20 protein-coding genes are annotated in these 22,970 nt (G+C 54.0%); 13 read left to right on the top strand and 7 right to left on the bottom strand.

Annotation, left to right across the window (positions count from 1 at the left end):
* Positions 1–302: 302 nt before the first annotated feature.
* Positions 303–1,160 (bottom strand): winged helix-turn-helix domain-containing protein, encoded by an 858-nt coding sequence (locus MC50_RS10110; RefSeq protein WP_046853250.1) that lies wholly within the window; start codon positions 1,158–1,160, stop codon positions 303–305.
* Positions 1,161–1,601: 441 nt separating this feature from the next.
* Between MC50_RS10110 and MC50_RS10115 the strand changes: the two genes are divergently transcribed.
* The 6 genes from MC50_RS10115 (at position 1,602) to MC50_RS10140 (ending at position 8,522) form a co-directional block, all read left to right on the top strand.
* On the top strand, positions 1,602–2,177 hold the full coding sequence (locus tag MC50_RS10115; protein ID WP_032697103.1) for a LuxR C-terminal-related transcriptional regulator: 576 nt from the start codon (positions 1,602–1,604) through the stop codon (positions 2,175–2,177).
* Positions 2,178–2,353: 176 nt separating this feature from the next.
* Positions 2,354–2,938 carry a common pilus major fimbrillin subunit EcpA gene (ecpA, locus tag MC50_RS10120; RefSeq protein ID WP_032697105.1) on the top strand — a complete coding sequence of 195 codons (585 nt, stop codon included), beginning with the start codon at positions 2,354–2,356 and terminating at the stop codon, positions 2,936–2,938.
* Positions 2,939–2,997: 59 nt separating this feature from the next.
* Positions 2,998–3,666 carry an EcpB family pilus assembly chaperone gene (locus MC50_RS10125; RefSeq protein ID WP_047663774.1) on the top strand — a complete coding sequence of 223 codons (669 nt, stop codon included), beginning with the start codon at positions 2,998–3,000 and terminating at the stop codon, positions 3,664–3,666.
* Between the two features lie 24 nt (positions 3,667–3,690).
* Complete coding sequence (locus tag MC50_RS10130) at positions 3,691–6,222, top strand: fimbrial biogenesis outer membrane usher protein (protein ID WP_046853249.1); 2,532 nt, start codon at positions 3,691–3,693, stop codon at positions 6,220–6,222.
* The gene (ecpD, locus tag MC50_RS10135; RefSeq protein WP_046853248.1) at positions 6,212–7,855 is read left to right on the top strand and encodes a fimbrial adhesin EcpD; all 1,644 of its coding nucleotides are present in this window, start codon (positions 6,212–6,214) and stop codon (positions 7,853–7,855) included. Before MC50_RS10130 ends, ecpD begins: the two co-directional genes overlap by 11 nt.
* Positions 7,824–8,522, top strand: a complete 699-nt coding sequence (locus MC50_RS10140; protein WP_032697108.1) for a fimbrial biogenesis chaperone — start codon at positions 7,824–7,826, stop codon at positions 8,520–8,522. The genes ecpD and MC50_RS10140 overlap by 32 nt, the downstream gene beginning before the upstream one ends.
* A gap of 47 nt (positions 8,523–8,569) precedes the next feature.
* Here MC50_RS10140 and MC50_RS10145 read toward each other — a convergent pair whose 3' ends face one another.
* Positions 8,570–8,851, bottom strand: a complete 282-nt coding sequence (locus tag MC50_RS10145) for a YjcB family protein (protein WP_004856511.1) — start codon at positions 8,849–8,851, stop codon at positions 8,570–8,572.
* A gap of 532 nt (positions 8,852–9,383) precedes the next feature.
* Between MC50_RS10145 and MC50_RS10150 the strand changes: the two genes are divergently transcribed.
* Entirely contained in the window at positions 9,384–10,967 is a 1,584-nt protein-coding gene (locus MC50_RS10150; RefSeq protein WP_047663776.1) for an EAL domain-containing protein, read from the top strand.
* Between the two features lie 4 nt (positions 10,968–10,971).
* Here MC50_RS10150 and soxS read toward each other — a convergent pair whose 3' ends face one another.
* Entirely contained in the window at positions 10,972–11,301 is a 330-nt protein-coding gene (gene soxS / locus MC50_RS10155; protein WP_004856516.1) for a superoxide response transcriptional regulator SoxS, read from the bottom strand.
* 85 nt (positions 11,302–11,386) lie between these two features.
* Between soxS and soxR the strand changes: the two genes are divergently transcribed.
* From soxR to MC50_RS10180, 4 genes are all read left to right on the top strand, one after another.
* The gene (gene soxR / locus MC50_RS10160) at positions 11,387–11,848 is read left to right on the top strand and encodes a redox-sensitive transcriptional activator SoxR (RefSeq protein ID WP_004856518.1); all 462 of its coding nucleotides are present in this window, start codon (positions 11,387–11,389) and stop codon (positions 11,846–11,848) included.
* A 257-nt stretch (positions 11,849–12,105) separates the two neighbouring features.
* Positions 12,106–12,771 carry a glutathione S-transferase family protein gene (locus MC50_RS10165; RefSeq protein WP_047663779.1) on the top strand — a complete coding sequence of 222 codons (666 nt, stop codon included), beginning with the start codon at positions 12,106–12,108 and terminating at the stop codon, positions 12,769–12,771.
* Between the two features lie 390 nt (positions 12,772–13,161).
* Positions 13,162–14,511, top strand: a complete 1,350-nt coding sequence (locus MC50_RS10175; protein WP_032689921.1) for an NCS2 family permease — start codon at positions 13,162–13,164, stop codon at positions 14,509–14,511.
* A gap of 149 nt (positions 14,512–14,660) precedes the next feature.
* Positions 14,661–16,307 carry a Na+/H+ antiporter gene (locus MC50_RS10180; RefSeq protein ID WP_004856523.1) on the top strand — a complete coding sequence of 549 codons (1,647 nt, stop codon included), beginning with the start codon at positions 14,661–14,663 and terminating at the stop codon, positions 16,305–16,307.
* Between the two features lie 99 nt (positions 16,308–16,406).
* Here the strand turns inward: MC50_RS10180 and MC50_RS10185 are convergent, their stop codons facing one another.
* Positions 16,407–17,288: a LysR family transcriptional regulator gene (locus MC50_RS10185; RefSeq protein ID WP_032689920.1), complete on the bottom strand. Its 882-nt coding sequence runs from the start codon at positions 17,286–17,288 to the stop codon at positions 16,407–16,409.
* A 102-nt stretch (positions 17,289–17,390) separates the two neighbouring features.
* Between MC50_RS10185 and MC50_RS10190 the strand changes: the two genes are divergently transcribed.
* Together MC50_RS10190 and MC50_RS10195 are read left to right on the top strand one after the other, a co-directional pair.
* Positions 17,391–17,801, top strand: coding sequence for a CidA/LrgA family protein (locus MC50_RS10190; protein ID WP_032689919.1), 411 nt, complete (start codon positions 17,391–17,393; stop codon positions 17,799–17,801).
* On the top strand, positions 17,794–18,483 hold the full coding sequence (locus MC50_RS10195; RefSeq protein ID WP_032689918.1) for an LrgB family protein: 690 nt from the start codon (positions 17,794–17,796) through the stop codon (positions 18,481–18,483). The genes MC50_RS10190 and MC50_RS10195 overlap by 8 nt, the downstream gene beginning before the upstream one ends.
* A 33-nt stretch (positions 18,484–18,516) precedes the next feature.
* Here the strand turns inward: MC50_RS10195 and actP are convergent, their stop codons facing one another.
* The 3 genes from actP to acs form a co-directional block, all read right to left on the bottom strand.
* Positions 18,517–20,166 carry a cation/acetate symporter ActP gene (gene actP / locus MC50_RS10200; protein ID WP_032689917.1) on the bottom strand — a complete coding sequence of 550 codons (1,650 nt, stop codon included), beginning with the start codon at positions 20,164–20,166 and terminating at the stop codon, positions 18,517–18,519.
* A complete protein-coding gene (locus MC50_RS10205; RefSeq protein WP_032689916.1) occupies positions 20,163–20,477 on the bottom strand; it encodes a DUF485 domain-containing protein in 315 nt (104 codons plus the stop codon). Before MC50_RS10205 ends, actP begins: the two co-directional genes overlap by 4 nt.
* 183 nt (positions 20,478–20,660) lie before the next feature.
* Positions 20,661–22,619 (bottom strand): acetate--CoA ligase, encoded by a 1,959-nt coding sequence (gene acs, locus MC50_RS10210; RefSeq protein ID WP_032689915.1) that lies wholly within the window; start codon positions 22,617–22,619, stop codon positions 20,661–20,663.
* Positions 22,620–22,970: the final 351 nt, after the last annotated feature.

The following is a 22,970-nucleotide window of genomic DNA, read 5'->3' on the forward strand; positions in this document are numbered from 1 at the left end:
CTACTTCTGAAAATATAAATATTATTTTTATTTTTTACATAGGTTATATATTTTCTGATGCTGATGTCATCCTTTGTGTTTCTGGAATTACCGGTGAATGTAATTAACCCATCCCCATCGCTGGCAAAGAAAGTGACAGAGAAAGAATATTCCTCACCGTCATTAACTATTGAAAAAGCGGATGTGCAGTTAATGCTCTCATCGTCATCAAATGAACTGATGTAATAAAAGACAAGACTTATCGTGATAATAATGAAAGTATATGCAATGACTTTGTTTATTTTTCGTGTTTTCATATTGTGTTATTTTAAGTAATAAGATGAGGTACAGAATGATTTTTTATGAGATTTTATTGGGTATCGACAGGAGATCAGTGAGGTCCTGCTCGATGGGTAATGATTCGTTATATAAATAGTCCGTCCATTTGAGCAGGTGATATTATGCTCTTTAAGAAAATTAATATAGTACTCATCAAATCTTAGATCATCATTTCTGAAAACCTTGCAGCTATTGATCGTCGTGATCAGCGTATACGACGCGAAAGGTGAATCGATCGTGGCTGACGGGTTAAGGTAGATAATATGCAACAGAATAATCAACAGACTGGTAATACCGGCGACAAGCCATCCTGTCTTTCTTTTTCTCACGGCCTCGATGATTCTCGTCGACAGGACGTCACCTTTGTCTTGCGCTGTCGGTGGGTCGGCGTGAAGTTGCTGGCTCCCTTCATGATGAGCGCCATTTCCTTCCGTCACAACTCTGTTCAGCTGATTTATTTCTGGAGTGGCAATATCATTATCCTTCTCCGCAGGGGCGCCGGGAGTATCAATCCGGATATTCGCTTCATCCGCAATCATGAAACCCCGTTTAGGGATCGTTTGAATCAGTGTTCCATTCACATTGAAGTAATTTAAAGACTTACGCAGCAAAGAGATATTTTGATGTAGAGTATTCGGCGTAACACTCATCCCCCTTTCTCCCCACGCATTTTGCAGTAGCTCTGCCTGAGTGACGATTCTTCCTTGATTTTTTATTAACAAATCAAAGCAAAGGCTTGCTGGTATTGCCAGGGCCATACGTTCATTACTTTTTATGGAATGGAGAGTATGCGCTTCTGAGTTAAATCGCAGCGTGTTCTCTATAACGTAAATAGTAGCCATATATGATTTCTTATTGTGAGAATAGTTACCACTGTGTCATTTATCTGGGATTTGATGCCGCGATACTAGCACCAAAGAGTAAACCTGACATTCACTCATAACTAAGAATACTCTTAATCCCCAGGTGAGGTTTTGCCTGAATTGCTTTTTATTTGTTAAATTTACTAATTATTCTTATGTTTATCAATGATTTGAGTTTTAACAAATACTCAACAGATGTGATTTTTTTGCCCTTCATAACTTTATGAGTAATAAATTCTGCTTATTAAGCTTACTATTTGTGCATGAAATGTGGCGGTGTTACCGTAACAAAAATAATAGTGATGTTTTGTCACCTTTCATAAAAGAAAAGTAAAAAGCTGAGGCGAACTTCATTATAGGTGTTTGTCTCAGCCAACGGATGGGGGTCAACAGACTCAATGGAATGGAGGTTCTGTTATCATGGCGGTATTGATCGTAACAGATAATTATTTCTATATGCAGGGTCTGGTCAGCATGGCTGACGATGATTGCAACATTACCTGGGTCGATAACATTGACAGTGAGTATGCGTACCAGCAGTGCCAGGTACTGAGTGCCGAAGATTACGTCATTATCCATTTTGCACAGATAGATAAAATGCTTTGTTCATATCAGTATTATTTGATGAACAGTCCGGCGAAAGTGATCGTGGCTCCGGATGCCAAATTTGTCAGTGATGTTTCTGACATCAATAATATCTGTTTTCTGTCTGCTGACGCGAGTGTTAAAACGGTTGAAAACATCCTTAAGCTGAAGAGGTTTAAAGCCAGAAAAAGAAACCTCACGGTTCGTGAAGAGAAAATTATGTCATTAATGATTATTGGGAACTTAATTAATGATATTTCTAAAACTCTTGGTCTGAGTATCAAGACGGTGAGTTTACATAAAAGTAATACCAGTAATAAGGTCGGCTTGTTAAATAACAACAACATTACCATGCTTGCCTTAATGCGTTTTATCTTGCCGGCATCAGGGACCGACATGATCCTTATTTAATGTTGTATCACTGGCAGCATTATTGCGTTTTATTTTCGCGGAAATTTATTGAGTTTTATCGATTTTATTCAAGTTTTGCATTTAAGAACATCAGGTTCTTAAGGGTAATGGCTCCATAAATAACTATGGAACAGCACGGGCGATAAAAAGCCTATTATTTTTATCAGGTGATGAATATGAAATTGAAAATGTTAGCAGCAGCTCTTGTGACGACTTTCTGTGTGGGCGCTGTTCAGGCAGCAGACGTTACGGCTCAGGCCGTCGCAACCTGGTCGGCAACGGCAAAAAAAGACACTACCAGCAAACTGGTTGTGACCCCTCTGGGTAGCCTGGCTTTCCAGTATGCAGAAGGGATTAAAGGCTTTAACTCTCAGAAAGGTCTGTTTGATGTTGCAATTGAAGGGGATGCGACTGCGACAGCATTTAAACTGACCTCCCGTCTGATTACCAATACCCTGACCCAGCTGGATACCTCCGGTTCGACGCTGAATGTGGGTGTGGATTATAACGGCGTTGCCGTCGAAAAATCGGCTGATACCGTCATGATCGACACCGCGAATGGCGTTCTGGGCGGCAACCTTAGCGCACTGTCTAACGGTTATAACCAGGCTGGCCGCGCGACCGCACAGGATGGTTTCAACTTCTCTATCATCAGTGGCACCACCGATGGTACGGCTGCAGTGACCGATTACAGCACGCTGCCGGAAGGGATCTGGAGCGGTGACGTCAGCGTCCAGTTCGACGCGACATGGACCAGCTGATTTCTCTGTAGCACGAGCAGGGGGGATTCCCCCTGCTTTCTTCCACGGACCGAATTCATATGAAAAACCGCATTCTGGCTATCAGCCTGTATTTTTGCGCCATCATGCCGGCCCTGGCACTGGATGTTGGCGATATTTCTTCATTTATGAACAGCGACGCCAGCGTGCTCAGTAAAGAGATTAAAAACACCACCGAGAGTGGACGCTTAATCAATATCCATGTTGAACGCCTTTCCTCACCGCTTGAAGGCGGCAGCGTGATTCCGATGGACAGTCAGGATGAAGTGCTGCTGACACCAGCCAGCCTGCTACTGCCCGCGAAGAGTAGAGATGTCATTCGCTTTTTCTACAAAGGACCGGCGGATAATAAAGAGCGCTACTACCGCATCGTCTGGTTCGATCAGGCGTTGAGCGATGCGCAGCGCGATAGTGCCAGGCGCAGTGCGGTGGCTACCGCATCGGCCCGCATCGGCACCATCCTGGTCGTTGCCCCACGCAAGGCGGATTACCGCTATCAGTATGCCAATGGAACGCTGGTGAATACCGGCAATGCCACGCTACGTATCCTGGCTTACGGCCCCTGCCTGAAGCCCGCAGATGGCAAAGAATGCAAAGAAAACTATTACCTCATGCCCGGCAAAGAGCGCCGTTTCACCCGCGTGAATGTTGCCGATAAAAAAGGGCGGGTCGCACTCTGGCAGGGCGAGCAGTTTGTTCCCGTAAAATAACAATTGTGCTGACGGAATCAGGTTATGCCTTTACGACGGATTTCACCTGAGCTGAAAACGCTCCTTGCCTGTGGTATGGCCATTTTTACTCTTCCGCTTAGTGTGAATGCCGCTCCTCAGCAGGTGCAGCAAATTGGCGGCGTAGTGATTCCCCAGGCCTTCAGCCAGGCGCTACAGGATGGAATGAGTATCCCACTGTTTCTTCACCTGGAAGGCAGCGCGGGGACGCAGGATGACCAGCGGCTTGGCAGTGCGTTTATTTGGCTGGACGCCGGTACGCTTCGCGTCCGTCATATTCAGCTGGAAGAGCGCGGGGACAACGCCAGCGTGAGTGAACAAACCCGAAAAACGCTGACTGAACTGGCGAATGAACCTTTCAACAGCGATTTACACATCATGCTCACCCGCGATGCGCAGCTGCAGCTCAGTCTGCGGCAGCTGCTGCTGCAACTGGTCGTGAAACGAGAGGCGCTGGGTACCGTTCTGCGTTCGCGCAGCGAAGATATCGGCCAGTCCAGCGTTAACAGCATCAGCAGCAGTCTGAACTATAACCTCGGCGTGTATAACAACCAGATGCGTAACGCTGGCAACAGTACGTCCAGCTATCTGTCGTTGAACAGCGTCAGCTCACTGCGCGAGCACCATATTGTGTTGGACGGGTCGCTCTACGGCACCGGAACCAGCAATCAGGATAGCGAAATTTATAAGGCCATGTATGAGCGTGATTTCGCCGGGCATCGCTTTGCCGGCGGGATGCTGGATACGTGGAATTTACAGTCGCTTGGACCGATGACCGCCATTTCTGCCGGGAAAATCTACGGCGCATCCTGGGGAAACCAGGCCAGCTCAACGGTGTTTGATAATTCACAATCGGTCACGCCAATCGTGGCTTTCTTACCGGCAGCAGGTGAAGTGCATTTATCGCGCGACGGACGTCTGCTGAGCGTACAGAACTTCGTAATGGGTAACCACGAAGTGGACACCCGAGGCCTGCCATACGGCATTTATGATGTGGACGTTGAGGTGATCGTCAATGGCCGGGTGGTCAGCAAGCGCACTCAGCGGGTGAACAAACTTTTCAGTCGCGGGCGCGGAGCGGGTGCTCCGCTGGCCTGGCAGGTGTGGGGCGGCAGCTTTCATATGGATCGCTGGTCAGAGAGCGGCAAGAAGAGCAAACCGGCGAAAGAGAGCTGGCTGGCGGGGGCGTCGACATCCGGATCCGTGGGCACGTTCAGCTGGGCGGCAACCGGCTACGGTTATGATAGCAATGCCGTCGCCGAGACGCGTCTGACCGTACCGCTGACGGAGTCTGTCAACGTCAACCTGCAAAATATGCTGGCCAGCGATAGCTCCTGGAGCAGCATTGGCAGCATCAGCGCCACCTTACCCGGAGGTTTTAGCACCGTCTGGGTTAACCAGGAAAAAACCATTATTGGCGCCCGGTTACGGCGCAGCGATGCCGACAACCGGGCGATTGGCGGAACCCTTAATCTGAACCCGCTGTGGTCAAAGCTGGGGACCTTTAGCATTAGCTACAACGACGACCGTCGCTACAACAGCCATTACTACACGGCGGATTATTATCAGACTCTCTTTAGCGGGGCCTTCGGCTCGCTGGGCCTGCGTGCCGGTATTCAGCGCTTCAATAATGGTGGCAGTGGTAGCAGTAGCAGTACCGGGAAATATGTTGCGCTCGATTTCTCACTCCCCCTGGGAAACTGGTTCAGCGCCGGTATGACCCACCAGAACGGCTATACCATGGCAAACCTTTCCGCCCGTAAACAGTTTGATGAGGGCGTGGTACGTACTCTTGGGGCCAATATTTCGCGGGCGATCTCCGGTGATACCGGCGATGACAAAACGCTGAGCGGCGGAGGCTATGCCCAGTTCGATACCCGCTATGCCAATGGCACGCTCAATATTAACAGCGGCGCTGACGGCTATGTGAATACCAACCTGACCGCCAGCGGTAGCGTCGGCTGGCAGGGGCGGAATATCGCCGCCAGCGGGCGCACCGACGGTAACGCCGGCGTGATTTTTAACACCGATCTCGATGATGACGGCAAGCTGAGCGCCAGGGTCAACGGACGGGTCATCCAGCTGACCGGCAAACGCAACTATCTGCCGCTCTCGCCGTACAGCCGTTACGAAGTCGAGCTGCAAAACAGTAAGAACTCCCTCGACAGCTACGACATTGTCAGCAACCGCAAGAGCAGCCTGACGCTCTACCCGGGCAACGTGGCGGTTATCGAACCGGAAGTGAAACAGATGGTGACCGTTTCCGGGCGCATCCGCGCCGAAGATGGAACGCTGCTGGCCAATGCACACATCAATAACCATATTGGCCGCACCCGTACCGATAACACGGGAGGATTCGTGATGGACGTGGATAAAAAATACCCCACCATCGATTTCACTTACGGCAATAACCAAAGCTGTGAAGTCGGGCTTGAGATAAGTCAGGCGCGCGGGGCGGTGTGGGTCGGCGATGTCGTCTGCACGGGTCTGAAAACTTACGCCAGCGCGCAGCAGGCAGGAGAAGGTCATGAAAGCTAAGTGGTTCCCGTTGGTAAGCCTGTTTATTGTCGCACTGTGTGCGGTGCGGGCAGAGGCGGCGGTAACGAAAACAACCTGGCCGGACGCAGCAGCGGTGCAGTTTGTTTTCGTGGAAAACAACTCCGATGATAACTTTTTCGCCACTCCAGGCGGCGTGCTGGATCCGCGCATGACCGGCGCCAGTCGCTGGACCGGGCTGAAATATACCGGTAGCGGCACTATCTACCAGCAGAGTCTGGGCTATATCGATAACGGCTATAACACCGGGCTGAATGCCAACTGGAAGTTTGACATGTGGCTGGAAAACTCGCCGGTGTCGAACCCCCTGAGCGGGCTGCGCTGCATCAACTGGTACGCCGGTTGCGATATGGCGACCAGTCTGATTTTGCCCCAGGTCACGGATACAAACGGCTTTTACGGTGCGACGGTGACCTCCGGTGGCCAAAAATGGATGCACGGCATGATGTCGGACGCTTTCTACCAGTATCTGCAGCAGATGCCGGTTGGTGGCAGCATGTCGATGACGATCAATGCCTGCCAGACTTCCGTCTCCTACGATGCAAGCAGCGGGGCGCGCTGCAAAGATCAGACCTCCGGCGCCTGGTACGTGCGTAAAGTGACCCATACTAAAGCGGCAAACTTAAAGCTGATTAACACCCATTCTCTGACCGAAGTCTTTATCAATAGCGATGGGATCCCGACGCTGGGGGAGGGCAGCTCGAACTGTCGCGCCCAGACGATTGGTACCCGTAGCGGTCTGAGCTGCAAGATGGTCAACTATGCGTTGCAGCATAATGGCCTGAGCAACACCTCGATTCATATTTTCCCGGCGATTAACAACACGTCGCTGACGTCGGCGGTGAATATCTATGATATGCAGTTCAGCCTCGATGGTAACAGCTGGAAACCGGTCAGCGGCAATGCCTACTACTATACGTTTAACGAGATGAAATCCTCGGATTCGGTCTACATCTTCTTTTCCAGTAACTTCTTTAAGCAGATGGTGGCGCTGGGCATCAGTGATATTAATACCAAGGATCTGTTTAACTTCCGCTTCCAGAACACCACCTCGCCGGAGTCCGGCTGGTATGAATTTTCTACCTCCAACTCGCTGATTATCAAACCGCGTGATTTCAGTATCAGCATTATTTCCGATGAGTACAGCAGTTCACCGTCGCGCGAAGGGTATGTCGGTGCCGGACAGCCGTCACTGGATTTTGGCTATATCGTCACCACCAGCGGAAAAACCGCGGCCGATGAAGTCCTGATCAAAGTGACCGGCCCGTCGCAGTCGATCGCCGGGCGTTCATATTGCTTGTTCAGTTCGCCAGACGGGGTGACAAAAGTGCCTTTCCCGGCGCTGCTGACGTTTACCACCCAGACCGGAACGAGCAAAAATTATGACGCCGGCTGCGATGACAACTGGCGCGATATGACGGATGCGCTGTGGCTGACGACGCCGTGGACAGATGCTTCCGGCGATATTGGCGTGATGAACAAGACGACGGTGAAATTTTCCATACCGATGAACGACAATATTTCGTTGAGAACGGTAGATGACGATGGCTGGTTTGGTGAAGTGAGTGCTTCAGGAGAGATTCATGTTCAGGCGACATGGCGCAATATTAATTAATCTGCTCCAGGCCGTCGCGTGGTTGCTGCTTCTGGGTCTGCCAATGGCGGGCCGGGCGATTTCCGTCGGCAATTTAACTTTTTCGCTGGGTGCTGAAGAGAACTTTGTCGCCAAACGGGTACTGAATAACAACCCGAGCGCGCGGCTCTATCAGATTTCCGTCGTCGGGATAGACCGGCCGGGAGGTCACGAGGTCCGTTCGCGTCCGGCAGACGGCGAACTGCTCTTTGCCCCGCGTCAGCTCACCTTGCAGGCCGGGCAAGGGGAATACTTTAAATTTTATTATCATGGCCCGCAGGATAATCGTGAACGTTATTACCGGGTTTCGTTTCGCGAAATTCCCACCCGAAACCGCATTGGCCGTACTGCGGCCGGCGGGTCAATCGGTATTGATCCGGTGGTCGTGATGGAAACGATTCTGGTGGTACGCCCGCGGCAGGTGCAGTTCAAATGGGCCTTCGATCGGCAGGCGGGAAGCGTCAGCAACAGCGGCAATACCTGGTTTAAACTGCTGATCAAGCCGGGATGCGATGCAACGGAAGAAGAGGGCGAGGCCTGGTACTTACGGCCAGGAGATGTGGTTCGCCAGGCGGCGCTGCGCCAGCCTGGGAATAAATACATTATCTATAATGATAAATTTATTAAAATATCAAAGGATTGCGAGTAGTGTTTGCCGGTAAATAAAAAAGCCTCCCGTAGGAAGCTTTTTTATTATCAGGTCATGACCATTGGCCATTGTGGTGGCGTCTGACTCATGACTTCGATCATGACGTCTTTGATATTGCCCCAGATTTTCGCGATATCCAGCAGCGTGATCCCCAACAAGCCGGTGGCGAACCAGCAGGCCGCCACCAGGCCGATGCAGCTACAAATAACGGCTAAACCGGCATAATCACTTTTGCGTAGCTGAATGTTCATCGAACTGGCCAAAAACATCAGAACCGCGCTCACCAGCGGCCAGCGCAAAAGTATGACACTGGTAGTTATGGAAGCCATCAACCTCATCCTCAAAGAAAATCGGGTGCCTTTGACAACCTGGCGAGACTGACGATGACGTGGCGCTCTGGCTATCTACGGGCAATCAGGAGAATAATGAAACATTGTTCTTGTTTCATCAAGTTGTGTGAACTATATCACATTTGCTGTTTTATTCACCAGCCCCAAATGCGCGTTTTTGGCGGTTTTTAAAGCCGTATTTTTGTTGTGGATAATGGTGGCGGGGCATCTTCCCACCACGTCAAACGGGTAAGTTGCTCTTCCCGGCGTCTGATTGCTTTTTTTGAGCTCGTTATCTGCGGCTTTTATTACATATTCTTGCCGATCGTACGGATAAACCGAATTAGATAACGACTCTGTTTTTAGAATACCGAGAGTGTTTCTCGATTTTCTGCGAAATTAGTATTATTCATCATTATTGAGGATGGGGTTTTTACATCAAACGACCGGTTGCTGAAAATAGTCTCTGTTGTATAACAACGAGTGTGATCTTTTACCGTGATAAGGCATATCGCATGGATAAAAAACGGAAATGAATCGTCGCACATTGCGCAACGCGTTGAGAATATTGGGAGTGACGCTGGTGGTTCTGCTCCCCGTCGTGCTGGCACTGTGGTTTGCGCAAATCAGAGCCAAAGCCGAAACCTCCGATCGGCTCCGCGCATTTTCACAGCTGGCGCTGCAGAAAACGGAAATGGTGGTTTATGAAGCCGATCGGGCGCGTGAAAAGGCCTTGCAGTTTAAAGGGGAAATGTGCTCTGCCGGACATCAGCAATATATGTTGTCGATTGTACGCAGCCTGCTTTATGTTGACGATTTAATTTATGCCGACGGTCCCCGTTTGTTTTGCTCGACTGCGGTCCGCCCCGATAGCGCATGGCGTATTCCGCCGGCGAATTATACCAAAAAGCCGGATATCGCTATCTACTATTACCGCGATACGCCTTTCTATCCCGGCTTTGCGATGAACTATATGCAGCGAGGGCACTACATTGCGGTGATTAATCCGCTCTCCTACAGTTCGTTAATATCGAGTGATAAAGATTTATCCTACGGTTTGTACGATACAAAAACGAATCAGTTTTTTTCCACCAGTAGAAATGCCGACCCCGCGGTACTGCATGGCCTGATTCGTCAGGAAGATGCCTTTTTTCGCCAGGGTAACCGGGTGTACACCGTGGCTCATTCCGCCATCCGCCCGATCGCCGTGATTATGTCTACCTCGTACGCCAGTTATTACCAGAGCTTTTATGATCAGGTGACGCTCACCCTCCCGCTGGGGGGGATTTGCAGCATTTTGATCTTACTGGTGTGGTTGCGCACCCGGCAGCAATACCATTCACCGCGCAATATGTTGCAACGTGCGCTCAATCGGCGTCAGCTGCGTCTGCATTATCAGCCGATTATTGATATCGAAAATAACCGCTGCGTCGGAGCCGAAGCGCTGCTGCGCTGGCCAGGATTTGACGGGCCGGTGATGACGCCGGCGGAGTTTATTCCACTAGCGGAAAATGAAGGGATGATTGCGCAGGTCACCGATTACGTGGTGGATGAGTTATTTTCCGAACTCGGGGAATTTTTGGCCGGGCATCCGCATCTGTATATTGCGATTAACCTGTCGGCCACCGATTTCCACTCTTCGCGGCTCATTGCCCAAATCGGTGAAAAGGCGCGGAGCTCCGCGGTGAATATCGATCAAATTAAAATTGAAGTCACCGAGCGCGGATTTATTGACGTGCAGAAAACGATGCCGGTCATCCAGGCATTCCGCGCAGCCGGATATGAAATTGCTATTGATGACTTCGGTACCGGCTATTCCAATCTGCATAATCTCCACTCGCTTAACGTGGATATCCTGAAGATCGATAAATCGTTTATCGATACGCTCACCACCAATAGCACCAGCTACACGATCGCCGAGCATATTATTGAAATCGCCCGCAGCCTGGGCTTAAAGACCGTTGCCGAAGGCGTCGAAACGGCGGACCAGGTTAACTGGCTGCGAAAACGCGGGGTCCGGTATTGTCAGGGCTGGTACTTTGCGAAAGCGATGCCGCCACAGGAGTTCAGGCAGTGGCTGGCCAACGCGCCCAGGCTGCTCAGCCCTTGCATGTGAACGCTCAGGCGGAAATTTGATGACGATAATCGCTGGGGGTGCGGTCGAACTCCCGGCGAAATACCCGTGAGAACGTCTGCTGCGACACGTAGCCCAGATCCATCGCAATATCAAAGATGGGTCGCTGGGTGGTCCGCAGCGCCTCTGCGGCCAGCAACAGCCGGCGCTGGCGGATGTAATCGCCCAGCGTTTGATGCATCACGGCGCGGAACATCCGCTGGAGGTACCATTTTGAGTACCCGGATTTTCTGGCGACTACATCAATGTTAAGTGGTTGATCGATATGTTCATCAATCCATTCAATAAGCGTTTGGATAATATCCTGATGGGACATAAAGCGGCCTCTCTCAATTCTCGATTCGTCGTTTTGTCTGCGGGCGAGTATAATTCCTCAAGTTAACTTGAGGTAAAGCGCTTTTATGGAAAAGAAATCCCCCCGTATTAAAATGCTGTTGACCCCCGGCGAGGTGGCAAAGCGTACCGGCGTTGCCGTCTCTGCCCTGCATTTCTATGAAAGCAAAGGGTTAATTCACAGCCAGCGTAATGCCGGTAATCAGCGGCGCTATCGCCGCGATGTGCTGCGCGCGGTGGCGATCATCAAGATTGCCCAGCGAATCGGCATTCCGCTGTCGACCATTGGTGATGCGTTCGGCGTGTTGCCGGAAGGGCATAACCTCAGCGCGAAGGAGTGGAAACAGCTCTCATCGCAGTGGCGGGAGGAGCTTGATCGGCGTATTCATACCCTGACCGCACTGCGCGACCAGCTGGATGGTTGTATCGGCTGCGGCTGTCTGTCGCGACGCGACTGCCCGCTGCGCAACCCGGGAGATAAGCTGGGTGAAGAGGGGACCGGCGCGCGACTGCTGGAGGATGACGTATAAAACTAAAGCGCCACAACAGGGCGCTTTAGTTGTTTTCCGGTCTTGGTCTTTAACACTATCCTGGTCGTTCGCAGGAGGGTTTCCCCCGACGTCGGCTCACCTCGGTATTGCGCAAGATGTTGCTGGAGGTTCCGGTTTGCGCCGACAACTTAATTGTGGCACAGCCCGGCTTTTTCACCCGTTTATTTCGGCGAAATTTTTCCGCCAATCGCCGTCAGTTCCTATAGTTAATTCGAACGAATTACGGGAGAACCTCCATGCTGACGGTACATCATCTCAATCAATCACGATCCCAGCGCGTGCTGTGGGCGCTTGAAGAACTCCAGTTGCCTTATCGCATTGTCAGCTACCAGCGGGAAAAAAATATGCTGGCGCCGCCGGCGTTAAAGCAGATCCACCCGCTGGGGAAATCTCCGGTGGTGGAAGATAACGGCCACGTGCTGGCGGAATCGGGCGCCATCCTCGAGTACCTGCAGGAAACCTACGATAGCGACCACCGGTTCAGACCGCAGGCGATGGCGGATAAGCTGCAATACCGTTTCTGGCTGCACTATGCCGAGGGCTCACTGATGCCGCTGATGGTGATGAAACTGGTGTTTGCCAGTCTCGGTAAACCGCCCATTCCGCTCGGGATGCGAACGCTGGGCAATGCCCTGGGTAAAGGGGTACAGAAGGCCTGGCTGGACCGGCAAATCGCCACGCACGCTCGCTATATTGAGGATCATCTCTCCCGTCAGCCGTGGTTTGCCGGCGCGCAGCTCAGCATGGCCGATATCCAGATGAGCTTTCCGGTCATGGCGCTGCTGGTGCGCGGTGGCATCACGGATGTGCCGCGGATCGCACAGTGGGTGCAGCGAATAGAGCAGCTTCCGGCCTGGCAGAAAGCGATTGAACGCGGCGGCCCGTTCACCCTGCCGGAGTGAGGCGGTGATTTTTGTGATGGCCGCGGTGAATTGCTATCAACGCAATACAAAAATGTTACCGGATTGCGCATAGACGACAACGTTTGCGCATCGACTGGTTATTTCATGAACGCCATAAGCAAAATTTAGCGAATTAACACAAACTTCAGTTGAAAAGGCCCGTCTAAAGGCTGGATAATCGTTTGCCTTTGTATTTTGCTCGCTATTTATCCCTGTTCTGGGGGGAGCAAATTCATTCTGACCACCGTATTGTATGCGCGGAGTTAAACGTTTGCTTTTTTGCAGCCCCCCTGGCGCTGCGAGGAAGCACAAGGAGATCGCGTTTAGCTGGCAGTGGATGGTCCACCACGCATACGGACGAACGATTAAAATTTTCAGGGGAAGTTTTCTATGTCTACGCCTTCAGCGCGTACCGGCGGTTCATTAGACGCCTGGTTTAAAATTTCAGCTCGTGGCAGCTCCGTTCGTCAGGAGATTGTTGCCGGTTTAACCACCTTCCTGGCAATGGTGTACTCGGTCATTGTTGTCCCGGGCATGTTGGGTAAAGCCGGGTTCCCTCCGGCAGCCGTGTTCGTCTCGACTTGTCTGGTCGCCGGCGTAGGCTCTCTGGTGATGGGGCTGTGGGCAAACCTGCCGCTGGCCATCGGCTGTGCGATTTCGCTGACCGCGTTCACCGCCTTCAGCCTGGTGCTGGGGCAGCACATCAGTATTCCGGTTGCGCTGGGCGCCGTGTTCCTGATGGGCGTGCTGTTTACCGTTATCTCTGCCACCGGTATTCGTAGCTGGATCCTGCGCAATTTACCGCAGGGCGTTGCGCACGGCACCGGGATAGGTATCGGCCTGTTTCTGCTGCTGATCGCCGCCAACGGCGTGGGCCTGGTGATTAAAAACCCGCTGGACGGTTTGCCGGTCGCGCTGGGTCACTTCAACAGCTTCCCGGTGATTATGTCGCTGGTGGGGCTGGCGGTGATTATTGGCCTCGAAAAAATGAAAGTGCCGGGCGGTATTCTGCTGACCATTATCGGCATTTCGATCGTCGGGCTGATTTTTGACCCGAGCGTTCATTTCTCCGGTATTTTCGCGATGCCGTCGCTGAGCGACGACAAAGGCAACTCGCTGATTGGCAGCCTCGATATCATCGGCGCGCTAAACCCGGTGGTTCTGCCAAGCGTCCTGGCGCTGGTGATGACGGCGGTATTTGATGCCACCGGCACGATTCGCGCCGTGGCGGGGCAGGCAAACCTGCTGGATAAAGACGGGCAGATTATCAACGGCGGTAAAGCCTTGACCACCGACTCCCTGAGCAGCGTCTTCTCCGGCGTGGTCGGGGCGGCGCCGGCGGCGGTGTACATCGAATCTGCGGCAGGTACTGCGGCGGGCGGTAAAACCGGCCTCACCGCGGTGACCGTTGGCGTGCTGTTCCTGCTGATTCTGTTCCTCTCTCCGCTCTCTTATCTGGTACCTGCGTATGCCACGGCGCCAGCGCTGATGTATGTTGGTCTGCTGATGCTGAGCAACGTGGCGAAAATCGACTTTAATGATTTCGTCGATGCGATGGCCGGGCTTATCACGGCGGTCTTTATCGTGCTGACCTGTAACATCGTCACCGGCATCATGATTGGCTTTGCCGCCCTGGTCATTGGCCGTCTGGTGTCCGGCGAGTGGCGCAAGCTGAACCTGGGGACCGTCATCATCGCGGCCGCGCTGGTTATCTTCTACGCCGGTGGTTGGGCCATTTAAGCTTTTCCTGCCAATAGCGGGCGGCTCAGGCCGCCCGTTTTATTTTTAAGCCACATCCTGTTTCCTTTTGCGTTAATCTGAGTAGCGTATTATCCAGAGACATGACGCCTCCGGTGTAAAAAAAAGAAAACGCAGCAAACAGGGAACACATGGAAATATTCTTCACCATACTCATCATGACCCTCGTGGTCTCTCTCTCCGGGGTGGTTACACGCGTACTGCCCTTTCAGGTTCCACTACCACTGATGCAAATCGCCATTGGCGCGCTGTTGGCGTGGCCGACGTTTGGTTTGCATGTTGAATTCGACCCCGAGCTGTTCCTGGTCTTGTTTATCCCGCCGCTGCTTTTTGCCGACGGCTGGAAGACGCCGACCCGCGAATTTATTGAGCACGGACGAGAAATCCTCGGGCTGGCGCTGGCGCTGGTGCTGGTCACGGTGGTGGGTATTGGCTTCCTCATCTACTGGATCGTGCCGGGTATTCCGCTGATTCCCGCCTTTGCGCTGGCGGCGGTGCTGTCACCGACCGATGCCGTGGCGCTGTCAGGCATCGTGGGCGAAGGGCGCATTCCGAAAAAAATTATGGGGATTTTGCAGGGCGAGGCGCTGATGAATGATGCCTCCGGCCTGGTCTCGCTGAAGTTTGCCGTCGCCGTGGCGATGGGCACGATGGTCTTTACCGTCGGCGGTGCCACGGTCGAGTTCCTCAAAGTCGCCATCGGCGGTATCCTGGCCGGGTTTGTGGTGAGCTGGCTGTATGGTCGTTCGATGCGCTTCCTCAGCCGCTGGGGCGGCGACGAGCCGGCGACGCAGATTGTTCTGCTGTTCCTGCTGCCGTTTGCCTCCTACCTGATCGCGGAACATATCGGTGTTTCCGGGATTCTGGCGGCGGTGGCGGCGGGGATGACCATCACCCGTTCCGGCGTGATGCGCACCGCGCCGCTGGCCATGCGTCTGCGTGCGAACAGTACCTGGGCGATGCTGGAATTTGTCTTTAACGGCATGGTCTTTCTGCTGTTGGGTCTGCAGCTGCCGGACATTCTGTCGACATCGCTGGTGGCGGCGGAAGCGGATCCTAATGTTGAAACCTGGATGTTGTTTACCGACATTATCCTGATCTACGCCGCGCTGATGCTGGTACGTTTTGGCTGGCTGTGGACGATGCGCAAGTTAAGCCAGCGTTTCCTGAAGAGGAAACCGATGGAGTTTGGCTCGTGGACCACCCGTGAACTGCTGATCTCCTCCGTTGCCGGGGTACGCGGGGCGATAACCCTCGCCGGTGTGCTGTCGATTCCACTGCTGCTGCCTGACGGCAACGTCTTCCCGGCCCGCTATGAGCTGATCTTTTTGGCCGCCGGGGTGATTCTGTTCTCGCTGTTTGTCGGGGTGATCGCGCTGCCAATTTTGCTACGTCACATTGAGTCGAGCGACCATGTTCAGCAGCGTAAAGAAGAGCGGCTGGCGCGCGCGGCGACGGCAGATGTGGCGATTGTCGCGATTCAGAAAATGGAGGAGCGTCTGGCGGCCGACACCAAAGAGAATATTGATAACCAGCTGCTGACCGAGGTCAGTTCGCGGGTGATTGGTAATCTGCGCCGCCGCGTCGACGGGCGCAACGATGTGGAAACCTCCATACTCGAAGAGCAGCTTGAGCGCCGGTTCCGTCTGGCGGCGCTGCGTTCAGAACGCGGAGAGCTGTATCATCTTCGTGCGACCCGGCAGATCAGCAATGAAACGCTGCAGAAGCTGCTCCACGACCTTGACCTGCTGGAAGCGCTGCTCATCGAAGATCAGTAGCGCCGCACCGCTTCCCCGGCGGCGCTACGCTGGCCGGGCGATGAATTCAGAATGACTGTTTTTGTCGCCCGGACAGGCGCAACGCGCCGCCTCCGGGACTTACTCCAGCCAGAACGCCTTACTGCATTCCAGCCACGCCTGCGCGCTGTGCGACAGATAAACGCCTTCCCGCCAGATCATCCCCAGCTCCCAGTGCAGCTCACTCTGCAGCGGTATCCAGCAAAAATTCTGCGCGTCGAGACGTTCGCAGATCGGCTGCGGCAGTATGGCCACGCCGATTCCCGCCTGCACCATGGCCGCGAGGAAGTCCCACTGGCCGCTGCGCACCGCGATGCGGGGCTTCACATCATGACAGGTAAACAGTGCCATCAGCTGCCGGCTCAGCGCGAAATCTTCGTTATAAATGACCAGCGGATGGGCCGCGAGGGCTTCCGGCGAGAGCGACTGAACGCTTTCCCACTCCTCGGTTCTCGGCGTCAGCACGCACAGCGGATGGTTGAACAGCGGCAGCGTGCTCAGGCCGCTGTCCTCATCTACCGGCAGCGCCGTCATGGCGAGATCCAGCTCGCCGTTGCTCACCGCCTGCTGAACCGTCAGCCCACCGAACTCGGCAATTTTCAGCTCCACGCCCGGGTAGCGCTGGCGAAACAGGCCGATCGGTTCTGCCATCAGCATCCCGACCATCGGCGGGATCCCCAGTCTCAGGACCCCTTTGTGCAGGTGGTTAATATCGCTCAGCTCCGATTCCAGCTGATGAAACTCGCCCAGAATCGCCTGCCCACGCTCAAAAACAACCCGACCGGTATCGGTCAACAGGAGCCGGCGGCCATCGCGAATCAACAGGGTGCAGTTCAGCTCATCTTCCAGATTTTTGAGCATTTTGCTGATCGTGGGCTGTGTGACGAACAGTTTTTCCGCAGCGCGCGTAAAACTCTGCTGACGCACCACTTCGACAAAATAGCGCAGCGTTCGGATATCCATAATTATTCCCAGAGACTATACCTGTGATGATTTTAATTCATTTCTGTCCGCTCAGGCGGCTCTCTATACTGCATACCTTGCTTCTTTTCAGGAATTTCGCTCATGGCCTTCGCGCCAGCTCGTGTGACCCCCTTCGTTGTACAGCGCCTCCAGGTCCCGGTTCAGGTGCTGATTTATGCCGGATTGTTCGTCTGCGCTGAATATTTGGTTAACTGGCTGCATCTGCCGCTGCCGGCGAACCTGGTCGGCATGTTGATGCTGCTGGCGCTGATTATCTGTCGGGTTATCCCGCTGAACTGGGTGCGGGCCGGCGCGCGCTGGCTGTTGGCGGAAATGCTGCTGTTTTTCGTCCCGGCGGTGGTGGCGGTGGTGAATTATACCCAGCTGCTGATGGTCGACGGCTGGCGCATTTTTCTGGTGATTGCGCTGAGTACCCTGATGGTGCTGGGGGCGACGGCATGGGTGGTGGATAAAGTGTATCGTTATGAAGTCAGCCGGATGAAGCATGAGTGATTTTCAACTGAGCGTCCTGTGCCTGGTTGTGACGCTGGCACTCTATTTCGCCAATAAGCGCCTGTATCGCCGCTTCCACAGGCTGCCGCTGATGCCGCTGGTGTTTACCCCGATACTGCTGGTGCTGATTCTGGTGTTTGGCCACATTTCATATCAGAACTATATGGGCGAGGCCCACTGGTTGTTATGGCTGTTGGGGCCTGCAACCATCGCGTTTGCCGTCCCGGTATATGACAACCTCGCGGTCATTAAACGGCACTGGATGTCGCTGACCGCAGGGGTGACGACGGCAGTGGTTGTCGCCGTGACCAGCTCGGTGTGGCTGGCACGACTGTTTACGCTGCCGGATGAGATTCAGCGTAGTCTGGCGGTGCGTTCGGTCACGACGCCGTTTGCGCTGGCCGCGGCAAAACCGATCGGCGGCCAGCCGGAGCTGGTGGCGCTGTTTGTGGTGATCACCGGCGTGTTTGGCATGGCGGTGGGTGATGCGCTGTTTATGCGGCTCGCCATTCGCGAAGGGATGGCAAAAGGCGCTGGATTTGGCGCCGCCTCGCACGGCGCAGGCACCGCCCGTTCATATGAGCTGGGGCCGCAGGAAGGGGTGGTGGCCAGTCTGGTGATGATGTTGTCGGGCGTGGTAATGGTACTGGCAGCGCCGCTGGTGCGCCTGCTGATGTTTTAATGTTCCCCGGCCGGGCGGCCGGGGAGAGTCAGGTTAGTGCGCCTGGCCGCGTTCGATACCGATCCCGGTTTGCGAACGAATAAACTGAGCGCGGAACTGCTCACGCTCGCGCATCCCTTCCGCCGAATTGTCGGTGGCGGAGAAGAGCCAGATACCGATAAAGGCGATAGCGATAGAGAACAGCGCCGGATATTCATACGGGAATATCGCCTTTTCATGGCCGAGGATTTGCACCCAAATCGTCGGGCCAAGGATCATCAGAATCACGGCGGTCAGCAGCCCAAGCCAGCCGCCCACCATGGCTCCGCGAGTGGTCAGCTTCGACCAGTACATCGACAGCAGTATGATCGGGAAGTTACAGCTGGCGGCGATGGAGAAGGCCAGACCCACCATGAAGGCGATATTCTGATTTTCAAACAAAATCCCCAGCAGAATCGCCACCACGCCCAGCACCAGAACGGTGATTTTCGACACCCGCAGCTCATCGCGCTCGCTGGCGCCCTTGCGGAAGACGTTAGCATACAGGTCGTGAGAAACCGCCGAGGCGCCGGCCAGCGTCAAGCCGGCGACCACCGCCAGAATAGTGGCGAAGGCGACCGCTGAAATAAAGCCGAGGAACAGGTTGCCGCCCACCGCATCGGCCAGGTGTACCGCCGCCATATTATTGCCGCCAATCAGCACGCCCGCGGAATCTTTGAACGCAGGATTCGCGCCCACCAGCATGATCGCGCCGAAGCCGATGATAAAGGTCAGGATATAGAAATAGCCCATAAACCCGGTGGCGTAGAACACGCTCTTACGCGCTTCTTTCGCATCGCTCACGGTGAAGAAACGCATCAGAATGTGCGGCAGACCGGCGGTTCCGAACATCAGACCGAGACCGAGCGATAGCGCCGATATCGGGTCTTTCACCAGCCCGCCCGGGCTCATAATCGCTGCGCCTTTCGGATGCACCGCCATGGCTTCACTGAACAGGTTGTTGAAGCTGAAGCCGACGTGCTTCATGACCATAAAGGCCATAAAGCTGGCGCCGCACAGCAGCAGGACGGCCTTGATAATCTGCACCCAGGTGGTGGCGAGCATACCGCCGAAGAGGACGTAGAGCACCATCAGCACGCCGACCAGCACCACCGCGACGTGGTAGTTCAGGCCGAACAGCAGCTGAATCAGCTTGCCTGCGCCGACCATCTGAGCAATCAGATACAGCGCCACCACCACCAGCGAACCGCAGGCGGAGAGGGTACGAATCGGCCCTTGCTTAAGGCGATAAGAGGCGACGTCAGCGAAGGTGTAGCGCCCGAGGTTACGCAGGCGTTCGGCGATCAGGAACAGAATAATCGGCCAGCCGACCAGGAAACCGAGGGAGTAAATCAGTCCGTCGTAGCCGGAGGTGTAGACCAGCGCAGAAATACCGAGGAAGGAGGCGGCCGACATAAAGTCTCCGGCAATCGCCAGCCCGTTCTGAAAGCCGGTAATATTTCCGCCCGCGGTATAGTAATCGCTGCGTGAGCGAACGCGTTTTGACGCCCAGTAGGTGATATACAGCGTCAGGGCGACAAAGATCAGGAACATGATGATCGCCTGCCAGTTGGTCGGCTGGCGCTGTACCGCGCCGGAGATGGCGTCAGCGGCACTCGCGGAAAAAGGGAGCGTGGCGGCAATCGCCGTCAGGACTTTCTTCATGATGAGTGCACCTCGTTGATAACGCTTTTCGTCAGACGGTCAAATTCTCCGTTAGCCCGCCAGACATAAATCCCGGTCAGGACAAAAGAGATAACGATAACACCGATGCCGATCGGGATTCCTCGGGTGACGCTGGTGCCGGCATGCAGCGGCGTGCCCAGCCAGCCAGGGGCGAAAGCGATGAGTAGAATAAAGCCCACGTAGATCACTAACATAATCAGTGACAGGATGGCGGCAAACCTTTGCCGGGTTGCAACTAACTCCCTGAAATGCGCACTATCTTCTATCCGCTGACAAATTTGCTCATTCATCACAGCGTCTCCAGAGGTACCCTTTTCGTCATCCGCGCGCTGACCGTCGGCAGCACTTATCCGCCCGGCAACATACTGTCGGGAAGAGAGGGTGCTTCCTGCTGTCCTGCTACGTGGAATCCTTAGGGCGTATGATTTATGTCCTCTCCCCTGACGGGGAGAGGGTGTAGGGAATGAGTCCGTTTACGACGGCATCGCAATGGCCTGCTTCTCTTCGAGCAGTTTTTCCACGACGCCAGGATCCGCCAGTGTTGACGTATCGCCGAGGTTGCTGGTATCGCCCGCGGCAATCTTGCGCAGAATACGGCGCATGATCTTGCCCGAGCGGGTTTTCGGTAAGGAATCGGTCCAGTGGAGCACGTCCGGCGTGGCCAGCGGGCCAATCTCTTTGCGTACCCAGTTGCGTACCTCCGCATACAGCTCCGGCGTCGGCTCTTCACCGTGATTGAGCGTGACGTAAGCGTAAATCGCCTGACCTTTGATGTTATGCGGAATACCGACCACGGCCGCTTCGGCGATTTTCGGATGCGACACCAGCGCCGATTCGATTTCTGCGGTCCCCAGGCGGTGGCCAGATACGTTCAGAACGTCGTCCACGCGGCCGGTGATCCAGAAGTAACCATCTTCATCACGACGAGCGCCGTCGCCGCTGAAATACATATTTTTGAAGGTGGAGAAGTAGGTCTGTTCAAAGCGCTCGTGGTCGCCGAACAGGGTTCGCGCCTGTCCCGGCCAGGAGTCGGCGATGGCCAGGTTACCTTCGGTCGCGCCCTCCAGCGGAGTGCCTTCATTGTCGACCAGTACCGGCTGCACGCCGAAGAACGGACGCGTGGCGGAGCCGGCTTTCAGCTCAATGGCGCCCGGCAGCGGAGTAATCATGAAGCCGCCGGTTTCAGTTTGCCACCAGGTATCCATCACCGGGCATTTCTCGTTGCCAATCTTCTTCCAGTACCACTCCCAGGCTTCCGGGTTAATCGGCTCGCCGACCGAGCCCAGAATACGCAGGGAAGAGCGGTCGGTGCCTTCGATGGCCTTATCGCCTTCCGCCATCAGCGCGCGGATCGCCGTCGGCGCGGTGTAGAGAATGTTGACCTTGTGCTTATCGACGACCTGACACATCCGCGCCGGCGTCGGCCAGTTCGGCACGCCTTCAAACATCAGCGTGGTGGCGCCACAGGCCAGCGGGCCGTACAGCAGATAGCTGTGGCCGGTCACCCAGCCCACGTCAGCGGTACACCAGTAGATGTCGCCCGGATGGTAGTCGAAGACATATTTGAAGGTGGTGGCGGCATAGACCAGGTAGCCGCCGGTGGTGTGCAGCACCCCTTTGGGCTTACCGGTTGAACCGGAGGTATAGAGGATGAACAGCGGGTCTTCCGCATTCATCTCTTCCGGCTGATGCTGGTCGCTGGCTTGCGCAATCAGGTCGCTCCACCACAGGTCGCGACCTTCCTGCCAGTCGATTTTGCCGCCGGTACGTTGGAGCACCACCACGTGCTCGATGCTTTTCACGTTCGGATTTTTTAACGCGTCGTCAACGTTCTTCTTCAGCGGAATCGCACGTCCGGCGCGCAACCCTTCATCGGAAGTAATGACCAGACGAGAATTCGAGTCAATGATACGTCCGGCAACCGCTTCGGGAGAAAAACCGCCGAAGATCACCGAGTGGATAGCGCCGATACGGGCGCAGGCCAGCATAGCGACGGCGGCTTCCGGCACCATTGGCATATAGATAGCGACGACATCGCCCTTTTTAATGCCGAGGTCGAGCAGGACGTTAGCAAAACGGCAGACGTCGTGATGGAGCTCGCGATAAGTGATGTGTTTGCTCTGGCTGGCGTCGTCGCCTTCCCAGATAATCGCAGTCTGGTCGCCGCGTTCGGCCAGGTGGCGATCGAGGCAGTTAGCGGCAAGATTCAGCGTGCCGTCTTCATACCATTTAATAGAGACGTTGCCCGGTGCGAATGAGGTGTTCTTCACGCGCGTATAGGGCCGCATCCAGTCAAGGATTTTGCCTTGCTCACCCCAGAACGCATCCGGGTCGGTGACAGATTGGTGATACTGCGCCTTGTACTGTTCCGGGTTAATCAGGCAGCTGTCCGCAATGTTAGCGGGAATAGAGTGCTTATGTATTTGGCTCATGGCTTTTTTTCTCCTGTAGGTTGTTAAATATATGTCAAGTAAACGTTAAGAGTAGGGGCTTTCGCGGCTTTGTTTGCTATTTGGGGGACAGATCACGCATTGATTCAACTGAATGAAAATCCATCAAATGAAACTTTGAAGTGAAATAATTTCAGAAATGTATTTATAGAAATGGAAGCTATGAAATTTTTTTTATAACAGATACTTATGCATCAGAAGTGGGGAAAGTTAGCGAATTTATGCAGAAACCCAGAGAAAAGCCCTGTTCTTAAACGCTTGCGTAGCATGCCGTGCAGATGATACTGATACCGCGCGTTAAAAAACCCCATAGAGCAACGCAACACAATTCAT

The organism is Klebsiella planticola, assembly GCF_000783935.2.
Classification (GTDB): Bacteria; Pseudomonadota; Gammaproteobacteria; order Enterobacterales; family Enterobacteriaceae; genus Klebsiella; species Klebsiella planticola.

Bases quoted from the DNA above. Each gene is read 5' to 3' on its own strand.
- MC50_RS10110 (WP_046853250.1), bottom strand. From the start codon at position 1,160: ATGGCTACTATTTACGTTATAGAGAACACGCTGCGATTTAACTCAGAA.
- MC50_RS10115 (WP_032697103.1), top strand. From the start codon at position 1,602: ATGGCGGTATTGATCGTAACAGATAATTATTTCTATATGCAGGGTCTG.
- ecpA (WP_032697105.1), top strand. From the start codon at position 2,354: ATGAAATTGAAAATGTTAGCAGCAGCTCTTGTGACGACTTTCTGTGTG.
- MC50_RS10125 (WP_047663774.1), top strand. From the start codon at position 2,998: ATGAAAAACCGCATTCTGGCTATCAGCCTGTATTTTTGCGCCATCATG.
- MC50_RS10130 (WP_046853249.1), top strand. From the start codon at position 3,691: ATGCCTTTACGACGGATTTCACCTGAGCTGAAAACGCTCCTTGCCTGT.
- ecpD (WP_046853248.1), top strand. From the start codon at position 6,212: ATGAAAGCTAAGTGGTTCCCGTTGGTAAGCCTGTTTATTGTCGCACTG.
- MC50_RS10140 (WP_032697108.1), top strand. From the start codon at position 7,824: ATGTTCAGGCGACATGGCGCAATATTAATTAATCTGCTCCAGGCCGTC.
- MC50_RS10145 (WP_004856511.1), bottom strand. From the start codon at position 8,851: ATGGCTTCCATAACTACCAGTGTCATACTTTTGCGCTGGCCGCTGGTG.
- MC50_RS10150 (WP_047663776.1), top strand. From the start codon at position 9,384: ATGAATCGTCGCACATTGCGCAACGCGTTGAGAATATTGGGAGTGACG.
- soxS (WP_004856516.1), bottom strand. From the start codon at position 11,301: ATGTCCCATCAGGATATTATCCAAACGCTTATTGAATGGATTGATGAA.
- soxR (WP_004856518.1), top strand. From the start codon at position 11,387: ATGGAAAAGAAATCCCCCCGTATTAAAATGCTGTTGACCCCCGGCGAG.
- MC50_RS10165 (WP_047663779.1), top strand. From the start codon at position 12,106: ATGCTGACGGTACATCATCTCAATCAATCACGATCCCAGCGCGTGCTG.
- MC50_RS10175 (WP_032689921.1), top strand. From the start codon at position 13,162: ATGTCTACGCCTTCAGCGCGTACCGGCGGTTCATTAGACGCCTGGTTT.
- MC50_RS10180 (WP_004856523.1), top strand. From the start codon at position 14,661: ATGGAAATATTCTTCACCATACTCATCATGACCCTCGTGGTCTCTCTC.
- MC50_RS10185 (WP_032689920.1), bottom strand. From the start codon at position 17,288: ATGGATATCCGAACGCTGCGCTATTTTGTCGAAGTGGTGCGTCAGCAG.
- MC50_RS10190 (WP_032689919.1), top strand. From the start codon at position 17,391: ATGGCCTTCGCGCCAGCTCGTGTGACCCCCTTCGTTGTACAGCGCCTC.
- MC50_RS10195 (WP_032689918.1), top strand. From the start codon at position 17,794: ATGAGTGATTTTCAACTGAGCGTCCTGTGCCTGGTTGTGACGCTGGCA.
- actP (WP_032689917.1), bottom strand. From the start codon at position 20,166: ATGAAGAAAGTCCTGACGGCGATTGCCGCCACGCTCCCTTTTTCCGCG.
- MC50_RS10205 (WP_032689916.1), bottom strand. From the start codon at position 20,477: ATGAATGAGCAAATTTGTCAGCGGATAGAAGATAGTGCGCATTTCAGG.
- acs (WP_032689915.1), bottom strand. From the start codon at position 22,619: ATGAGCCAAATACATAAGCACTCTATTCCCGCTAACATTGCGGACAGC.